This window comes from Halogeometricum sp. CBA1124, from assembly GCF_009741955.1.
Taxonomy (GTDB): Archaea; Halobacteriota; Halobacteria; order Halobacteriales; family Haloferacaceae; genus Halogeometricum; species Halogeometricum rufum.
The window spans coordinates 1-17,001 of sequence record NZ_WPCD01000061.1 but is presented as its reverse complement, the minus strand read 5'-3'; the positions used below and the strand labels follow the sequence as shown (position 1 = coordinate 17,001).

The following is a 17,001-nucleotide window of genomic DNA, read 5'->3' as shown; positions in this document are numbered from 1 at the left end:
GCGAGGAGGCCGACGACGTGGTGGTCGTGGAGGTGCCCGAGCAGTTCTCGGCCGTCGGCTACCACTATCGGGACTTCGGTCAGGTGACCGACGAGGAGGCGTTGACGTATCTGGCCGCGGAGGGGTGACGGGGACGCGTCCGGCGCGACGGCCCGCGAGACGCGGACTCCGTCGTTCTTAAACGCGCTCGTCCGCTAGTGACGGCGAATGAGTTCAGCCGACTTCTGTCCGCGCTGTGGGGACCCCGTGCCGGAGCGTGCCGAACCGCTCCCCGGGATGCCCCGCGACCGAGACGCGGTGCTCTGCGACGCGTGCTACTTCGAGGACTTCGACCTCGTGGACGCGCCAGACCGCATCGAGGTCCGCGTCTGTTCGCAGTGCGGCGCGGTCCACAGGGGGAACCGATGGGTGGACGTGGGTGCGAAGGACTACACCGACGTCGCCGTCGAGGAGGTGTCCGAAGCGCTCGGCGTCCACCTGAGCGCCGAGGACGTGCAGTGGGGCGTCGAACCCGAGCAGGTCGACCAGAACACCATCCGGATGCACTGCACGTTCACCGGGTTCGTCCGCGACACGCACGTCGAGGAGACGGTGACCGTGCCGGTCAAGATATCGCGGCAGACGTGCAAGCGGTGCGGCCGCATCGCCGGCGGCTACTACTCCAGCGTCGTGCAGGTTCGGGCGACGGACCGCGACCCGACGGAGGAGGAGGCGCAGCGAGCCATCGAAATCGCGGAGTCGTACATCGCCGAACGCGAGGAGACGGGCGACAGGAACGCGTTCATCTCCGAGATAACCGAGTCCGGCGACGGCCCCGACATCAAGATATCCACGAACCAGATGGGCGGCGGCGTGGCCAAGCACGTCGTCCGCGAACTCGGGGGGAGTTTCGAGGAGTACCCGACGCTCGTCACCGAGGACGGCGACGGCAACGAGGTGTACCGCGTCACCTACGCCGTCCGACTGCCCAAGTTCACGCCGGGCGACGTCATCGACCCCGAGGACGACGAGGGACCGGTGCTGGTCCGAAGCGTCCGCGGCAACCTGAAAGGCGTCCGCCTCGCCAGCGGTGAGAAGTACGAGTCGGAGTTCGAGGAGGGCGAGACGCCCGACGCGCGCCGGGTCGGCACCGTCGAGGACGCCGCGGAGACGACGGTGGTCACCGTCGAAGACGAGAACGCGGTGCAGGTGCTCGACCCCGAGACGTACGAGTCGAAAACGATAGCGCGGCCCGACTACTTCGACGACGAGGCGGGGTCGGTCCACGTCCTCAAGAGTCGCGCCGGACTCCACGTGCTCCCCGACGAGATGGTCGAACGGACCGACGAGTCGGCGTAACGGTCCGCGAGTCGACGGTTAGTCCGCTCGCACCGGGCTGTCCGCCGTCGCCGCCGTCAGGTCCCCTTCTTCCCGGACGTCGATGTCGTGTCGGCGGAGCGCGACTACGAGTTCCTCCTCGGAGCGACCCGCTCTGGTCGCCGCCTGCGAGAGTGTCAGCGTTCCGCTTTTGTACAGCGTCATCGCGGCCGTCAGGGCGTGATTGTGCATGGCCGTATGCTCCCACAGACAGACCCGAGGGTGTTAACTATTTCGTGAGACGCTTGACAGACCGAGACGGTAGGGCGGAATTAATGCGTTGATTGGAGCATTATGCGACATACAATAGAACATACGCATAATGCAGTTAACAATCATTAAGTAAACGTCCGTCCGTCGGTTGCGTTCGGTGTAAATGCTGCCACTCGGACTGGTCAGGCGAAAAGATTGAAATCCCCCGGGTGGTGACGAGAGGTGTGGACCGACAGCAGATACTCGCGTTGATACTCGTCGTGTTGATGATCGGCTCGACGTTCGCGTACGGGGCCAGTCTCCTGTTCTGAGCGGGGGTGGTCGTCTCCGGGGGAGTCAGCCGTCGCCCCAGACGTCGGAGAGGGGGTGGTTCGACCGGCCGTCGTCGGCGTCGTCCGACCGGCCGCGAGAGCCGTCGGTTCGGCCGCTCTCACCGGTCCCGCGTGACCCGTTCGAAGACGGGTTCGACGACCCGGACGCGGACCCCGAAGACCCGAGAGACGACCGGGTGCCCGAGGACCGCGACCCCGACGACCGACCGCGGCCACCGGCGGCCTCCTGGTCGAACTCGGGTAGGTCCGGCGTCGTCATCTCCTCGACCTGCGCTTCGAACCAGTCGGGCATCTCCGACCGGGTGCGGTCGAACAACTGCAGGAGCGAGGAGTCCGCGAGGTACGTCGCGCCGTAGTCGTCCGGCGCGCGGACGACGCGGCCGCAGGCCTGTATCACGGTTCTGAGCGCCGCGCGCCGGTACCACGACCACTGCCCGTCTTCGAGACGGCGGGCGACCCGCGAGTCGTTCGTGTTGAGGTACGGCGCCTTGCAGACGACCTGCCAGCGGCACAGGTCCCCACGCAGGTCGAGGGCCTCCTCCATCTTCACCGAGAGGAACACGTCCGCGCCCGAGGAGGCCTTCCACGACTCCAACTCGGCGTCGCGGTTCGCCTTGTCGTGGCCGCGGACGCGGTTCCCGAGGCCCAACTGCGCGAGTCGCTTCCGCAACGCCGACTGGATGGCGTAGGAGTGGCAGTGGACGAGTCCCTTCTCGTCGGGGTGTTTCGCCATCAGTCGGACGAGGAGGCGAGCGATCTTCGGGAGGGTGTCGTCGCGGTGTTCGTACGTCATCTTCCCCTGCGTCACGTCGTACAGCGGCCGGTTCTCGAGGGGGAACGTGTGTTCGACGTCGACGAGGGCGACGTTCGAGGGGTCGAGGCCGACGCCCCGGCAGAACGCCTCCTTGTTCAGAATCGTCGCCGAGAGGAGGGCGAAGCGGTTCCCCCGGTCCCAGACGGTGTGTTTCAGGTAGCGCGCCGGGTCCAGCGGTTTCACCGTGACGGGTTCGCCCTCGCCGTCGGGTTGGTCCACCACCCACGTCGTCGGACTCTCGGGGTCGCGGTAGTCCTCGACGAACCACTTCAGTTCCGAGCGGAGTTCCTGCAACCGGTCGCGCCGCGCCGCCTCCTCGGGCGTGAGTTCGGGCTTCCGCAGGAGTTCGTCCTTCGCGTTCGAGCAGACGCCCAGCAGGGCTTCGGCGAACCGGACGGTGCGTTCGAGGGGGTCGTCCGCGGCGGTCACGTCGGGGACGCCCACGTCGTCCCAGACGGGGACGGTGCGGGGGCTCAGGTCGATGGTGGCGTACATCTCGGCCCACTCGGCCAGCCCGTGCGCCTCGTCTATCACCACCACGTCGCGCTGGCGGAACACGTCCGAGCCGGCGGTCTGCATGAAGTACGCCAGCGTCATCGCCGCGATGTTCCGGTTGGAGGCGATGGCGCGGTCCGAGAAGTACGGACACCGGTGTCTGACGGTGCAGTCGAACCCCTTCTGTCTGGCGCACGCGCCCGGTCGACGGGCGTGTCCGTCTCGCCGTTGAGGATGCAGGTGTAGTTGGACTTGCCGCGGATGACGCTCAGGTCGTCGAGCAGGGGGTCCTCGGCCACGTCGTCCAACTGCGACACCTGCGGCGTCGTGTAGTAGGCGTCCGTCGCCTGCGCCGGCTTCGCCTCCGCCGTCGTCCGCGCGGCGCCGGCGATGGCCCGCGCGAGGAGCGACTTTCCGCTCCCCGTCGGCGCGCGGACGAGGACGACGTCGTTCCCGTCGGCGAACGCGTCGCGGATGTCGCGGAGGGCGTCCTCCTGCGCACCGCGGTAACTGGGGGCCGGAAACGACGGCAGGATTCGGTCGGGGTCCACGTCGGAGACTGTCGCCCACCCGGCCTAAAAGGTTCGCTCCCGGCGGGGGCCGAGGGGGGAGGAGAGGTGAGGAGACGGGAGCGAGCGAGACGCCGGCGCGGGGGTGACGGGCGTCGTCCGCGTCTCAGAGGCCCTCAACGTCCGCCGTCGTCACCGCCCGGTCCTCGGGCAGGCGGTCGATGCAGTCGTAGCAGAGGAAGAACTCGCCGCCGTCCTCCAGTTCGAGCGTGATCCCCTGCGTGGACTCGTTCGAGAACGACCAGAAGTCGCCGATGCCGCCGCCGATACGGACGGACTTCCCACAGCCGTCGCACGGTTCTTTCGTCACGTCCGAGGAGACGGCGTCGAACGACAAGAGTGGTCGGTCTGTCCGGGCCACCGGTCCCGCGGCGGAGTCGGTCCCGGTTCGGGACCCGGGCCGCCGACGACGGGACGCAGGTGCCGCGCGTGCGACCGAGACGGCCTTTCTTGTGCGGCGGTAACGTAGCACACGGGTATGGACGTCGATTGCGAAGGCTGCGCAGGCTGCTGCATCGACTGGCGCCCGGTGTCGCCCGCGCCCTCCGACCACGAGCGTCGCGGCCCGCGGCGACCGCTGGACGACGTGTACAACCTCGTGCCGCTGACGCGCGACGAGGTGGCGGCGTTCGTGCGGGCCGGCTTCGGCGACGTTCTGGTCCCGCGGATGTGGGTGGCGGACGACGAGTCGGACGCCGCCGTCGAGGTTGACGGCGTCAGAGTGGCGGCCGTCGGCGACCGGCCGGCGTTCTTCGTCGGCCTGCGGAAGCGCCCAAGCCCGTCGCGCCGTTCGGCACGGAGCGGACGTGGCTGGACGCCTGCGTCTTCCTCGACCCCGAGACGCTGCAGTGTCGCATCCACGACGACGACCTGTACCCCGACGAGTGCGCCGACTACCCCGGACACAATCTCGCCCTCGACCAGCGGTCGGAGTGCGAACGGGTCGAGGAGGCGTTCGGCGGCGATAGACTCCTCGACGCCGACGCACCGGACGTGAGCGGCCTGCTCCTCGGGCCGCACGCCGTCGGGTCGAAGCTGTTCGCCTACCCCGACGCCGACGAACTCGCGGGGACGGTCGAACGGATGCGGCGCGGCGACCTGACCGACGCGGACCGCGCGGCGTTCGTCGGCGTCGCCGTCGGGTCCCGCCCCGGGTCGACGGAGGTGGACGAGTCCCGCGCCGCGGCGGCGCGCGAGAGCGTCCTCGACGCGGCGTCGTGGGCGGGCGAGGCCGTCGAGGCGTGGACCGAACTCGGCGGGAGCGTCGACGCTGACGACGCGCCCGCCGGCGAGAGCGTGGAAGTCGCCCGCGGCGCGCCGGAGACGCCCGGGTGGGACGACGCGGCGTAGTCTCGTCGGGGCGGCCGCTGCGAGCCGCGTGAGCGAGAACTGTTAACACCGTTCCGACCTATCGACACGACATGAGAGTACTCGTGACGGGCGCGACCGGATTCGTCGGCAGCCGCCTCGTCCGCGCCCTCCTCGACGCCGGGCACGAGGTGTCGGCCCTCACCCGGGACGCGTCGGGCGCGGACCTGCCCGCGGAGGTTCAGGTCGTCGAAGGCGACCTGTTGACGGCGTCGGACTACCGCATCGTCGACGGCGGCGGCGGAGACAGCGAGGACGGCGGCGGCGAAACCGCCGAGAATCTCGCAGACTGCCTCTCGGCCCTCGGAATCGAGGTGGCGTACTACCTCGTCCACTCGATGCAGTCGGGGTCGGACTTCGAGGAACGCGACAGGCGGGCCGCCCGGCACTTCGAGCGCGCCGCCTCGGCGGCGGGCGTGCGGCGCGTCGTCTACCTCGGGGGCCTCGGCGAGGAGCGGGACCGCCTCTCGCCGCACCTGCAGTCGCGCCGCGAGGTGGAGTTCATCCTCGGCGAGGGCGACTACGACCTGACGACGCTGCGAGCCGCCATCATCGTCGGCGACGGGAGCGCGAGTTTCGAGGTGATTCGGCAACTCGCCGGCCGTCTGCCGGTGATGCTGACGCCGCGGTGGGTCGACACGGAGTGTCAGCCCATCTACGTCGACGACGTGGTGGCCTACCTCGTCGGCGTCCTCGACGTGCCGGAGACGGCCGACAGGACCTACGAGATAGGCGGCCCCGACGTGCTGACCTACGGGGAGGTGCTGCGTCGCGTCGGCGAACATCTCGGGAACCGGACGCACCTCGTCTCCGTGCCGGTGTTGACGCCGCGGCTCTCCTCGTACTGGGTCAGCCTCGTCACGGACGTGCCGGCGTCGGTGGCCCGGCCGCTCATCGAGGGGCTGAAGAACCCCGTCGTCGTCCGCGACGACAGCATCAAGCGGTACGTCGACGTGACGTTGACGTCGTTCGACGAGTCGGTCGAACGCGCCCTCGGGGAACACGAGGCGGCCGAGGACGCGGTGCCCGCCTCGCCCGTCGAGACGGTCGAGGGGGCGGCCGACGAGGGGGCGGAACGCGAGGGCGAGACGGACGCCGAATCGAGCGCGAGCGCGGCCGACAGCTGAATGGCGCCGCGCGCTTCGCGGGAGACGAGGCTCTCCCGCACGCAGTTCGGCGAGACGTGGGTGTACGAGAGCATCGTCGGCGCCCTCCCGGGCATCCACCTGACCGACGGCGAGGCCATCGCCCTACAACTCGGTCTGTTCCAGGTGTTCGTCCTCTTCTTCGCGTGGGCGTACGACCTCTGGGAGGCCGTCGTGCCCGGTACCATCGCCGTCGGCGTCGCCGCCGTCGGGAGCGTCGTGATGCTCCGGATGGGCCGCACGACGCGGGAGACGAACCTCCCCGAGGCGTACACGCGCCTCCTGTTCGGATCGAGCATCGAGGTGGTCCTCGGCGTCCTCGCGTTCGTCGCCCTCGTGACGCACCTGTTCGTCTACGACACCCGTCAGGGCGGGTCGGCGCTGTTCACGTCGCTGTTCGGCGCGGAACCGCCCGTCGTCGTCGTCTACCTGGCGCTCCTGGTCCTGTGGGACCTCTGCTACCGCATCGGAACGTCGTGGTGGGCCGCCATCGTCTCGCTGTGGGGGTCGTGGCGCTACACCGTCGACCCCGCGACGGCGCGGACGCTCCGCGTCGCCGACGGCTGGAACGTCGTCTTCGGCGTCGCCCAACTCGCACTCGTCCCGTTCATCCTCGACCAGCAAGTGCTGCTGCTCGCCGTGGCGGGCCACGTCGTCGCCGTCACTGTCGTCTCGACAGTCGCGGCGGTGACGGTGAGAATCGAGTGACTGGCTAGTTCCCCTTCATCTCGCGGAACTTGTCGAGGAGTGCTTCCGCGGAGTCGCCGGAGTCGTAGGTGACCTCCCCGTGGTACACCGTTCGGTCGTCGTCGAACGTCGTGTCGACCGAGCCGTTCTTCCGCTCTCGGCGCTCGTGTTCGTCTTCGTCGTAGGCACCCATTGACATGTTACAGTTTACCTTGTGAAGCTTACTCACATATAATTATCGGTGACATACGCGGCCATCGACGCGGAACCGATATACCCGTTCACCGATAACTGGGCGTGTGGCACGCCCTCTGCGATTTCGCTACGCGCCGGGACGGTGGGACGAGACCCGCGTCCGGCGCGACATTTACGACGACCTCGACTCGAACCTCGGCGCGACGTGGGAGACGCCCTGGTTCAAACCCCCGGACGGCTTCGACGCGGCGCGGTTCGAGATGGACAACGGAGACGTTGCCCTGTTTCTCTGGAACGACGACGTCGCCTACTGGATGGGGAACACCGAGACGCCCGAGACGCTCTGGCGGACGGACAAGAAGGGATTCACAGAGGTCCCCGACGACGTCTCGCGGTGGGTGACGCGCGAACTGACCGCCCAACTGCACGAGGAGTCGCCGTGGCTCGAACCCTACCCCCACCTCTCGTGGTTCTTCCTCCCCGTCTTCCTCTCGAAGGACGGCCGGGAGACGACCCGGTCGTTCTTCGACGACCACGCCGCCGGCTTCCCCGACGCGACGCGCGACGAGGCGTTGTCCTTCTACGAGGAGTTCCTCGCGACGGGCGTCCTCGACGACGACCGAGAGGTGATGGCCGGGAAACTGGGTACCTCGGAGTACCTCGACCTGACGCGGATGACCGCCGCGATGGGCGAGTTCAACGCCGGCAAGTTCCTCGTGGACGCGGGCTACGACATCGTCCCCGAGATAGACGTCACCACCGGGCACGCCATCGACTACCGGGCCTCCCGGAACGGCGAGGGTACCCTCGTCGAGGTGACGCGGCCGCTACCGACGAGCAAGCGAAGCGCCGGGACGCCCGTCGCCGCCGTGCGCGACACCGCCGAGACGAAGTCCGGCGGGCAGTTGCAGGAACACGGCGGCGGCGTCGTCCTGTTCGTGGACTGCTCGTCGTTCCCGGACGACGAGTGGCGGTCCGTCCACGCCGAGAAACCGGAGGTTCACCATCGGCCGGCCGTCGTCTTCCGCGTCCGGCCGGACGGTCGATTCGAGGGCTACACGAAAGGAAGCGTTCCCCTCGACGTCCCGTTCTAGAAGGAGACTTGCTGCGGGCCGTCTTCGCCGAAGGTAGAGACGTCTCGGTCGCTGTAGTAGCGGCGGCCGATGGCCTCGTGGCCCATGCCGCAGAGGAGGGCGTTCCGCGCATCGTCGGCGCAGGTGTACGTCTCGAACCCCGCGCGGGCGAGCACGTCCGCGAGTCGTTCGCTGCCGTTGGGGTGTTCGATGGTCTGGTCGCCGAACGCCTCGATGAGTTCTTCGGTGGTCGCGGGGAACTCGTGGGCGTCGATGACTTCGTCGGTTCGGTTCAGGCGCATTACAGGCAGTCCTACCCGAGCACTATTCTTAATGGTTTTCCATTATCGTGATTTTACACATAAAGGACCTTATACAACAATATATTACATACAAGGTCGGGACGAAAACGCTTTCCCGGGCGGCCGCGGAGGCCCAGTCGTGACTCGAGACCGGAACGGCGACGGCGACGAGGGACGGCCCGTAGCGGACCTCCACCTCCACACGACGGCGTCGGACGGCGTCCTGACGGTGCCCGAACTCCCCGCGGCGGCGGCGGCGGCCGGCATCGACGTGGTGGCGGTGACCGACCACGACCGGGTCCACCCGTCCCTCGACGCTCCCGTGACCGAACGCGACGGCGTGACGGTGATACGCGGCGTCGAACTGCGCGTCGAGACGCCCGCACAGCGACTGGACCTCCTCGGCTACGGGGTCCGCGACACCGAGACGCTCCGCGCGGTGACCGAGCGAATCCAGACCGACCGGAAGGAACGCGGCCGGAAGATGGTCGAACGCGTCGAGTCGCATCTGGGCGTGGAACTCGACGTCGAACTGCGCGAGGGCATCGGCCGGCCGAACGTCGCCCGCGCCATCGACGAGAGCGACGCCCCGTACGACTACGAGGGGGCGTTCGAACACCTCATCGGGAACGACGGCCCCTGCTACGTCCAGCGGTACGTCCCGGACTTCGAGACGGGCGTGGCGGCCCTGCGGGAGTCGTGCGCCGTCGTCGGCCTCGCGCACCCGTTTCGGTACCCGGACCCCGAGGCGGCGCTGGACCGCGCCGCCGACCTCGACGCAGTCGAGCGATTCTATCCCTACGGCGAGGGGAGTGCGGCGGCGGCGGACGGCGAACTGGTCGAACGCGTCGCCGCCGAGAACGACCTGCTCCTGACCGGCGGGAGCGACGCGCACGACAGAACGCTCGGCGTGGCCGGTCCCGACGCGGAGTCGTTCGCCGCGTTCGCCGCGCGCGTGCCGGGCGTCTGACGCGGACTCTCGTCGCCGATAACCGGGAGCGTAGAGTTAAATCAGGTGAAGCCCGAAGGGGTTGTATGAAGTGCCACTACTGCGACCGAGACGCCGCGTACGCCGCCGAGAAGGACGGGATAAAGGTGGGTCTCTGCGAACGGCACTTCCGAGAGCGTGTCGAGGAACTCGCCGACTCCGAGGAACTCGCCGCCTGCGGGAGCAAATCGATATCGACCGCACCGAGTGAGCCTCGTGCGAACGAGGACGCGGTCGATATCGAACAGACATTGATCGCACCGAGTGAGCCTCGTGCGAACGAGGACGCGGTCGATATCGAACAGACATTGACCGCACCGAGTGAATCTTGTATGAACGAGGACGCGGTCGACGTCGAGTAGAAATCGACCGAACGACTGACGGGAGCTGACGGGGAAACCGACGCGTTTCTGACCGGCATCTCGCTCGTCGCCGTCACAACAGCGTGTCGAAGTAGAGGAACAGTGCCGCCAGTAACACCTCGAACGAGAGCGTGCCCACCGCCGAGAGGGCGACGAACTTCTTGTCGTCCATCTCGGCGAACCCGGCGGGGACGGTGAGCATCCCGCGCGTGAACAGGAAGGAGTTGCTGACGGGGACGACGACGGGACCCCAGCGCTCGAACCAGCCGTCGAACTTGTTCAGTTTCGACTCGCTGATCTTGAACCACCGCTTCTGGAGGAGGTACTCCCGGCCGCCGCGTTGAGCGACTTTGAACAGGCCGTACTGGCCGATGGTAGCGCCGACGACGGCGACGCCGATGACGGGGGCGGCGGCGTCGGTGCCGAGGAGGACGAGAGACGCCGGGACGATGAGTTCGCTCGGCATGAAGTACATCAGCATCGCCCCCTCCAAGAGGAACACGCCGAACAGGACGACGTAGGCCCACTCGGAGTTCAACAGGGCCTGCAGTTCGTCCGGCATCTGAGCCACTTGGAGGGCAGACTGCATCGAGAGGGTGTATCCCCGAGTCGTTGAAACCAGTTTCGCTCTGTCGTCCGCACCGGAGTGAGCGCCCGAACGCGCCCCGAACCGCCGGGAGCGACGTGGTTTTTCCGGTGCGGTTCGAACGGCGCGTATGAACCTCACCGACCGCCCGCGACGCCTGCGGACAGACGGCATCCGGTCGCTCGTCAGCGAGACGAACCTCTCGTCGACGGACCTCCTCGCGCCCGTCTTCGTGGACGCCACGACGGACGAACGGGTCGAAATCGAGTCGATGCCGGGGCACGAACGCGTCCCCGTCTCGGAGGCCGTCGCGCGCGTCCAAGAGGTTCTCGACACCGGCGTCGAGGCGGTGATGCTGTTCGGCATCCCCGAGTCGAAGGACGAACGCGGGACCCGCGCGTGGGCCGAGGACGGCGTCGTCCAGGAGGCCACGCGGCGCGTGACGGCGGCGACGGACGCGTACGTCGTCACGGACGTCTGCCTCTGTGAGTACACCAGCCACGGCCACTGCGGCGTCGTCGAGGACGAGGCCGAGACGGACCCGACGCTGACCGTGAAGAACGACGAGACGCTCGAACTGCTGGCGAAGACGGCCGTCTCGCACGCGCGGGCAGGCGCGGACATGGTCGCGCCGAGTTCGATGACCGACGGCATGGTCGGCGCGATTCGGGAGGCGTTGGACGCCGATGGGCACGAGAGCGTCCCCGTCATGTCCTACGCCGCGAAGTACGAGAGCGCCTTCTACGGGCCGTTCCGCGACGCCGCCGACGGCGCGCCCGCGTTCGGCGACCGGCGGCACTACCAGATGGACCCCGCGAACGGGCGGGAGGCCCTGCGCGAGGTGCGACTCGACGTCGAACAGGGCGCGGACGTGTTGATGGTGAAACCGGCGCTGGCGTACCTCGACATCGTCCGCGCCGTGCGCGAGGAGTTCGACCACCCCGTCGCCGCCTACAACGTCTCCGGCGAGTACGCGATGATTCACGCCGCCGCGGAGAAGGGGTGGCTGGACCTCGAAGCGACGGCGCTCGAATCGCTCCTCGCGATGAAGCGGGCGGGGGCGGACCTGATCCTCACCTACTTCGCCGAGGACGTCGCCGCGGCGCTCTGAAGTCGCTCGTTACCGGCCGGCCGCGCGCGAGCCGATTCGTCCGGTTCGGCAGATTTTGCGTGAACGTACGTCCAGATATCTTGGACAGTCAGTGGTCGAATCGGACAGTAGTTTCCCTTATACCCATTATATTGTTACCTAAATCGGCCGCACGTCCAATAACGGACCCCATAAATGGACAATTTGGCCACACACACTTATGTAGTTCTTTCCCATGACTCTCTCGCGTGAATATGAGCACAAACGAAGCGGAAGTGGGCGAAATAATAGACGGTTGTCCATCGGCGGAGGGATGGTCGTGAGCGTCCTCCTGCAGGCCGACGCCTCGACCATCGCGTCGGGCGTCAACAACGTCTGGGTGCTGGTCGTGACGTTCCTCATCTTCTTCATGCAGCCCGGCTTCGCCCTCCTCGAGGCGGGGCAGGTCCGCGCGAAGAACGTCGGGAACGTCCTGATGAAGAACATGAACGACTGGATACTCGGCACGCTCACCTACTTCGTCGTGGGTGCGGGGGTCGCGACCATCGTGGGCGGGCTGACCTCCTCCGGGTCGTTCAGTGTCGCCAGCGCGTTCGCGTACGTCAACGACCCGACGGCGTGGATCGGCTGGTTGTTCGGCGCGGTGTTCGCCATGACAGCCGCGACCATCGTCTCCGGCGCCGTCGCCGAGCGCATGGACTTCGACGCGTACGTCCTGTTCACGGTACTGATGGTGGCCATCATCTACCCCGTGGTCGTCGGCTTCACGTGGGGCGGCGGCCTGCTCGCCGGCCCGGAGAGCGGCGGATACCTCGGGAGCATCCTCGGCACGGGCTACCTCGACTTCGCCGGCGCGACGGTCGTCCACATGTGCGGTGGGGTGGCCGGTCTGGTCGCCGCGAAGATGGTCGGCGCGCGCAAGGGACGCTACGACGCGAACGGCGAGAGCCAACCCATCCCGGGTCACTCGATGCTGCTGGCCGTCCTCGGGACGTTCATCCTCGCGTTCGGCTGGTACGGCTTCAACGTCGGCACGCAGGCGACCATCCTCGCCGTCGGCGACGACGGGAGCCTGACGTTCATGGGCGCGGCGCTCGGTCGCGTCGCCCTCGTCACCACCCTCGGCATGGGCGCCGGCGGTGCGATGGCGATGCTCATGTCCGCCCGCTACCAGGGCAAACCCGACCCGCTCTGGACGGCGAACGGACTGCTGGCCGGTCTCGTGGCGGTCACGGGCGCGGTCCCGCACGTGACGTGGTGGGGTGGCGCGCTCCTCGGCGGCCTCGGTGGCTTCCTCGTCCTGCCCGCGTTCCGCTTCACGGTGGACACGCTGAAGGTCGACGACGTCTGTGGCGTCTTCGCGGTGCACGGCGTCGCCGGCGCGGTGGGGACGGCGCTCATCCCCGTGTTCGCGGTCGGCGGGTTCTCGGTGAACCAGCTGCTACTGCAGGTCCTCGGCGTCGTCGTCATCGCCGCCTGGACCGTCGCCGCCTCGGGGGTCGTGCTGTACGCCCTCGACCTCACGGTCGGACTGCGCGTCTCCGAAGGCGAAGAGGCCGAGGGACTGGACCTCGGCGAACACGGCGTCTCCGTCTACCCCGAGTTCGTCGCCGACGGCGAGAGCCCGATGGCCGACGGCGGGTCGAACGTGCGGACCGACGGCGGTGCGGTGAGCGGAGGTGACGACGAATGAGCGACAACGACGGGATCAAGATGGTCATGGCGGTCATCCGCCCGGACAAACTCGCCGACGTGAAGCGCGGTCTGGCCGAAGTCGGCGCGCCGTCGCTGACGGTGACGAACGTCTCCGGCCGCGGCTCTCAACCCGCCAAGAAGGGTCAGTGGCGCGGCGAGGAGTACACCGTCGACCTCCACCAGAAGGTCAAGGTAGAGTGCATCGTCGCCGACATCCCCGCCGACGACGTGGTGGAGGCCATCCGCGAGGCGGCGCACACCGGCGAACCGGGTGACGGAAAGGTGTTCGTCCTCCCCGTCGACAGCGCCGTGCAGGTCCGCACCGGAAAGGAGGGGATGGACGCGGTGTAGGTCCCGCGCACGGGGACGGCGTCGCCCGCACGGCCGAACCGACCGAACCGACCGGAACTGCTCGTCGGGGGTTTCGATACGTTTCTGAGACGACGCGCGCAGCGGATTTTGGCGACGGCTGTGGGACGGCAGAGTACGTTCCGTCTGGCTTCGACTGCTAGCCGATAGTGGGGGGCGGACGGGTGCAAAAGACTACCACGGTAGAGGAGGACGAGTGAGCCATGAGCGCTGACCTGCCGAACGACGGCGAGATAAAGCTGGTCATGGCCGTCGTCCGGCCCGACAAGCTCTCCGAGGTGAAGCGCGCGCTGGCCGACGTCGGCGCGCCGTCGCTGACGGTGACGAACGTCTCCGGCCGCGGCTCCCAACCCGCCACGAAGAGTCAGTGGCGCGGCGAGGAGTACACCGTCGACCTCCACCAGAAGGTCAAGGTAGAGTGCGTCGTCGCCGACGTTCCCGCCGCGGACGTGGCGGACGCCATCGCCGACGCGGCGCGCACGGGCGACCCCGGCGACGGGAAGGTGTTCGTCCTCCCCGTCGACGACGCCGTCCAGGTCCGCACCGGGAAGACCGGCCGCGACGCGGTCTGAGCCGGTCGGTCGGTCGTCGCAGGACGCGGCCGACGACGGACGCCCGCGGAGGTCGTGAGAGACGAAAAGACCCAAGCGTTCCCCCATCCCGTGAGCGAACGTGGAACTGACGCCGGTCACCGCCGTCGGACTCGTGGTCGCGCTCGTCGGCTTCGAGTTGCTACACCGACTCCGCGAGCGGTTCGACCTGTCCGGCGGCACACTCGCCGAACACGCCTGGAAGTGGGTCGTCCCCGCCGTCATCGTCCTCGTCGTCGCCGCCGAGGGGAAGACGTTCGCCTCCATCGGGTGGCGCGTCGGGTCGCCGTGGCTGTTCGTCTGGCAGGTGAGCAGCGGACTCGCGGTGATGCTGGGGACGAACCTGCTTCTCGCTCCGCTGTGGTCCCGCGTCGGCGACGGCGGCGAGAGTCTCGCGCGAGGCATCGGCTCGTTCGCGTCGCTGTCCCTGTCGGAACGCCTGTTCGTCGCCGTGACGGCGGGCGTGACCGAGGAGATACCGTACCACGGCTACGCGGTCGAGCGAATCACCGCCCTCACGGGGAGCCTCCCGCTGGCCGGCGTCGTCTCCTTCGTCGCGTTCACGCTCGGTCACCTCGGCGAGACGTGGGACCGGCAGGCCGTCCTCCGCATCGCCCAACCGGCGCTCGTCACCACCCTGCTGTACCTCTGGTTCCGCTCGTTACCCGCCCTCATCGCCATCCACGCGCTGAACGACGCCGTCGGACTGGTCGTCGCCGACCGCTACGCGCCGATAGAGGAGGAGGACGACGACGAGGAGACGCCGTCGGTCGTCCGCTGGTTGGAGGGCGAACAGTAGGTCGCGCCGGGGTTCGACGGCCGAACCCCGTACTTCTTTTTTCGTACCCCGCCAACGCTCCGCGCATGAACCACGACGAGTCCCGGGACCTGTACGACCGAGCGCTGTCGGTCATCCCCGGCGGCGTGAACTCCTCGGTCCGCGCGACGCGACCGTATCCGTTCTTCGTCGAACGCGGCGACGGCGCCCACGTCGTCGACGCCGACGGGAACCGCTACCTCGACTACGTGATGGGCTACGGCCCCCTCCTCTACGGGCACGACATGCCCGACCCGGTCCGCGCGGCCGTCCAGTCGCACGCCTCCGACGGCCCGATGTACGGCGCGCCGACCGAAGTCGAGGTCGAACTCGCGGAGTTCGTCGCCCGCCACGTCCCCTCGGTGGAGATGACCCGCTTCGTCAACTCCGGCACCGAGGCCACCGTCTCGGCCGTCCGTCTCGCCCGCGGCTACACCGGCCGCGACAAGATAGTCGTCATGCAGGGCGGCTACCACGGCGCGCAGGAGTCCACGCTCGTCGAGGGCGAACCCGGCGACGTCCACCCGAGCACGCGCGGTATCCCCGAGTCGTTCGCCCAGCACACGATTCCGGTGCCGTTCAACGACGCCGAGGCGATTTCCGAAGTGTTCGAGGAACACGGCGACGACGTCGCCGCCGTCCTCACCGAACCCATCCTCGGCAACAACGGCATCGTGCTGCCCGTGGACGGCTACCTCGAACACCTCCGCGACCTGACCGAAGCGCACGGGTCGCTGCTGATATTCGACGAGGTCATCACCGGGTTCCGCGTCGGCGGCCTGCAGTGCGCGCAGGGGAAGTTCGGCGTCACGCCCGACGTGACGACGTTCGGGAAGATAGTCGGCGGCGGCTTCCCCGTCGGCGCAATCGGCGGCAAATCCGAGATACTCGAACAGTTCACACCCGCCGGCGACGTGTTCCAGTCGGGGACGTTCTCTGGCCACCCGGTGACGATGGCCGCCGGCTACGAGTCGCTGAAGTACGCCGCCGAGAACGACGTGTACGACCACGTGAACCGCCTCGGCGAGAAACTCCGCCGCGGACTCACCGACGTCGTGGAGGACCAGGCGCCCGCGTACACCGTCGTCGGTACCGACTCGATGTTCAAGACCGTGTTCACGCGCGAGGGGCCGTCCGACCTCGACGGTTGCTGTCCCGCGGGGTGCGAACAGCGCGAGGACTGCCCGCGCTACGACTACTGCCCGAAGAACGGCGCGGACGTGGCCGACGCGGAGACCGAACGCTGGGAGCGCATCTTCTGGCAGGAGATGAAAGAGCGCGGCGTCTTCCTCACCGCCAACCAGTTCGAGTCGCAGTTCGTCTCCTACGCGCACACCGACGAGGACATCGAGACGACGCTCGAAGCGTACAAAGAGGCGCTGTAGTCGGGCGGAAGAGGGACGACGGACCGGAGGAGGAACTACCCCGCCTACTCGGCCACCGTCGCGTTGACGACGACGCCGACGAGGAGGACGAGTGCGCCGACGTAGAGGCTCGTGAGGACGATGACGATGCCGCTGACGACGCCGTAGACGGCGTAGCGGTCCGCGTTGACCGCGTAGACGTGGACGACGGCGAGCATGGCGGTCCAACAGACGGCGGCGGTCACGGCCCCCGGAAGCGCCCCGCGGAGCGACGTGACGCGGCGGGACGGAGCGTAGTAGAGGGGGAGGAAGACGGCGGTCAGCGCCGCGAGGAGGGCGGCGAGCGTCGCCGCCTCGACGACCCGTCCCGTCGGGAATATCGAGAACAGCGCGCTCGTGGCGACGATGACGGCCACCGCGAGGACGAGCGACCCGAGGATGCAGACACCGTCTCGGAGTCGCCCCGTGAGCGACGACGCGACGCCGCCCTCCGCGCGTCGACGGCCGACCGGAAGCCGACGGTGACGTTGCTCCGCTCCACAGGAGGACGCGACGGCGAGGAGCGTCGCCCCTCTCGCACCCGCCCCGTCC

General features: G+C 68.3%; 17 protein-coding genes and 4 pseudogenes. 14 read left to right on the top strand and 7 right to left on the bottom strand.

Features of this window, described 5'->3' with window-relative positions; translation table 11 throughout:
• Nucleotides 1–128, top strand: a pseudogene (locus tag GJ632_RS09800) (phosphoribosyltransferase); the annotation flags it as partial.
• 79 nt (nt 129–207) lie between these two features.
• Nucleotides 208–1,338 (top strand): 60S ribosomal export protein NMD3, encoded by a 1,131-nt coding sequence (locus tag GJ632_RS09795; protein WP_089803890.1) that lies wholly within the window; start codon nt 208–210, stop codon nt 1,336–1,338.
• Between the two features lie 18 nt (nt 1,339–1,356).
• Here GJ632_RS09795 and GJ632_RS09790 read toward each other — a convergent pair whose 3' ends face one another.
• The 3 genes and pseudogenes from GJ632_RS09790 to GJ632_RS09780 form a co-directional block, all read right to left on the bottom strand.
• Entirely contained in the window at nt 1,357–1,548 is a 192-nt protein-coding gene (locus GJ632_RS09790) for a UPF0175 family protein (RefSeq protein ID WP_089803889.1), read from the bottom strand.
• 357 nt (nt 1,549–1,905) lie between these two features.
• Nucleotides 1,906–3,761 (bottom strand): annotated as a pseudogene (locus GJ632_RS09785) (helicase C-terminal domain-containing protein).
• 124 nt (nt 3,762–3,885) lie between these two features.
• The gene (locus GJ632_RS09780; protein WP_089806916.1) at nt 3,886–4,089 is read right to left on the bottom strand and encodes a hypothetical protein; all 204 of its coding nucleotides are present in this window, start codon (nt 4,087–4,089) and stop codon (nt 3,886–3,888) included.
• Between the two features lie 168 nt (nt 4,090–4,257).
• Between GJ632_RS09780 and GJ632_RS09775 the strand changes: the two are divergent.
• From GJ632_RS09775 to GJ632_RS09765, 3 genes and pseudogenes are all read left to right on the top strand, one after another.
• Nucleotides 4,258–5,129: pseudogene (locus GJ632_RS09775) on the top strand (YkgJ family cysteine cluster protein).
• 71 nt (nt 5,130–5,200) lie between these two features.
• On the top strand, nt 5,201–6,274 hold the full coding sequence (locus GJ632_RS09770) for an NAD(P)H-binding protein (RefSeq protein ID WP_191452814.1): 1,074 nt from the start codon (nt 5,201–5,203) through the stop codon (nt 6,272–6,274).
• Nucleotides 6,275–7,000 carry a hypothetical protein gene (locus tag GJ632_RS09765; RefSeq protein ID WP_089803885.1) on the top strand — a complete coding sequence of 242 codons (726 nt, stop codon included), beginning with the start codon at nt 6,275–6,277 and terminating at the stop codon, nt 6,998–7,000.
• A 4-nt stretch (nt 7,001–7,004) separates the two neighbouring features.
• Here GJ632_RS09765 and GJ632_RS22050 read toward each other — a convergent pair whose 3' ends face one another.
• A complete protein-coding gene (locus tag GJ632_RS22050) occupies nt 7,005–7,178 on the bottom strand; it encodes a DUF5786 family protein (RefSeq protein WP_143105085.1) in 174 nt (57 codons plus the stop codon).
• Nucleotides 7,179–7,278: 100 nt separating this feature from the next.
• Here GJ632_RS22050 and GJ632_RS09760 point away from each other — a divergent pair, with 100 nt between their 5' ends.
• The gene (locus GJ632_RS09760) at nt 7,279–8,268 is read left to right on the top strand and encodes a DUF5784 family protein (protein ID WP_089803884.1); all 990 of its coding nucleotides are present in this window, start codon (nt 7,279–7,281) and stop codon (nt 8,266–8,268) included.
• Here the strand turns inward: GJ632_RS09760 and GJ632_RS09755 are convergent.
• Nucleotides 8,265–8,549 (bottom strand): DUF2795 domain-containing protein, encoded by a 285-nt coding sequence (locus tag GJ632_RS09755; protein ID WP_089803883.1) that lies wholly within the window; start codon nt 8,547–8,549, stop codon nt 8,265–8,267. The genes GJ632_RS09760 and GJ632_RS09755 overlap by 4 nt on opposite strands.
• Nucleotides 8,550–8,688: 139 nt before the next feature.
• Between GJ632_RS09755 and GJ632_RS09750 the strand changes: the two genes are divergently transcribed.
• Nucleotides 8,689–9,519, top strand: a complete 831-nt coding sequence (locus GJ632_RS09750; RefSeq protein WP_343161115.1) for a PHP domain-containing protein — start codon at nt 8,689–8,691, stop codon at nt 9,517–9,519.
• 65 nt (nt 9,520–9,584) lie between these two features.
• Nucleotides 9,585–9,748 (top strand): annotated as a pseudogene (locus GJ632_RS25335) (DUF6757 family protein).
• 224 nt (nt 9,749–9,972) lie between these two features.
• Here GJ632_RS25335 and GJ632_RS09745 read toward each other — a convergent pair.
• A complete protein-coding gene (locus GJ632_RS09745) occupies nt 9,973–10,488 on the bottom strand; it encodes a DedA family protein (RefSeq protein ID WP_089803881.1) in 516 nt (171 codons plus the stop codon).
• Between the two features lie 127 nt (nt 10,489–10,615).
• Here GJ632_RS09745 and hemB point away from each other — a divergent pair, with 127 nt between their 5' ends.
• The 6 genes from hemB to GJ632_RS09715 all read left to right on the top strand — a co-directional run bounded on the left by hemB (nt 10,616) and on the right by GJ632_RS09715 (nt 16,431).
• A complete protein-coding gene (gene hemB, locus GJ632_RS09740; protein WP_191452812.1) occupies nt 10,616–11,596 on the top strand; it encodes a porphobilinogen synthase in 981 nt (326 codons plus the stop codon).
• A gap of 292 nt (nt 11,597–11,888) precedes the next feature.
• Nucleotides 11,889–13,268 (top strand): ammonium transporter, encoded by a 1,380-nt coding sequence (locus tag GJ632_RS09735; protein WP_191452811.1) that lies wholly within the window; start codon nt 11,889–11,891, stop codon nt 13,266–13,268.
• Nucleotides 13,265–13,621, top strand: a complete 357-nt coding sequence (locus GJ632_RS09730; RefSeq protein WP_089803879.1) for a P-II family nitrogen regulator — start codon at nt 13,265–13,267, stop codon at nt 13,619–13,621. Before GJ632_RS09735 ends, GJ632_RS09730 begins: the two co-directional genes overlap by 4 nt.
• Nucleotides 13,622–13,842: 221 nt before the next feature.
• Nucleotides 13,843–14,211 (top strand): P-II family nitrogen regulator, encoded by a 369-nt coding sequence (locus GJ632_RS09725; protein WP_191452810.1) that lies wholly within the window; start codon nt 13,843–13,845, stop codon nt 14,209–14,211.
• Between the two features lie 100 nt (nt 14,212–14,311).
• Nucleotides 14,312–15,028, top strand: coding sequence for a CPBP family intramembrane glutamic endopeptidase (locus tag GJ632_RS09720; RefSeq protein ID WP_343161114.1), 717 nt, complete (start codon nt 14,312–14,314; stop codon nt 15,026–15,028).
• Nucleotides 15,029–15,093: 65 nt separating this feature from the next.
• Nucleotides 15,094–16,431: a glutamate-1-semialdehyde 2,1-aminomutase gene (locus GJ632_RS09715; protein ID WP_191452809.1), complete on the top strand. Its 1,338-nt coding sequence runs from the start codon at nt 15,094–15,096 to the stop codon at nt 16,429–16,431.
• Between the two features lie 44 nt (nt 16,432–16,475).
• Here the strand turns inward: GJ632_RS09715 and GJ632_RS09710 are convergent.
• A partial coding sequence (locus tag GJ632_RS09710) for a YhjD/YihY/BrkB family envelope integrity protein (protein WP_197427956.1) occupies nt 16,476–17,001 on the bottom strand: 526 nt, incomplete at its 5' end.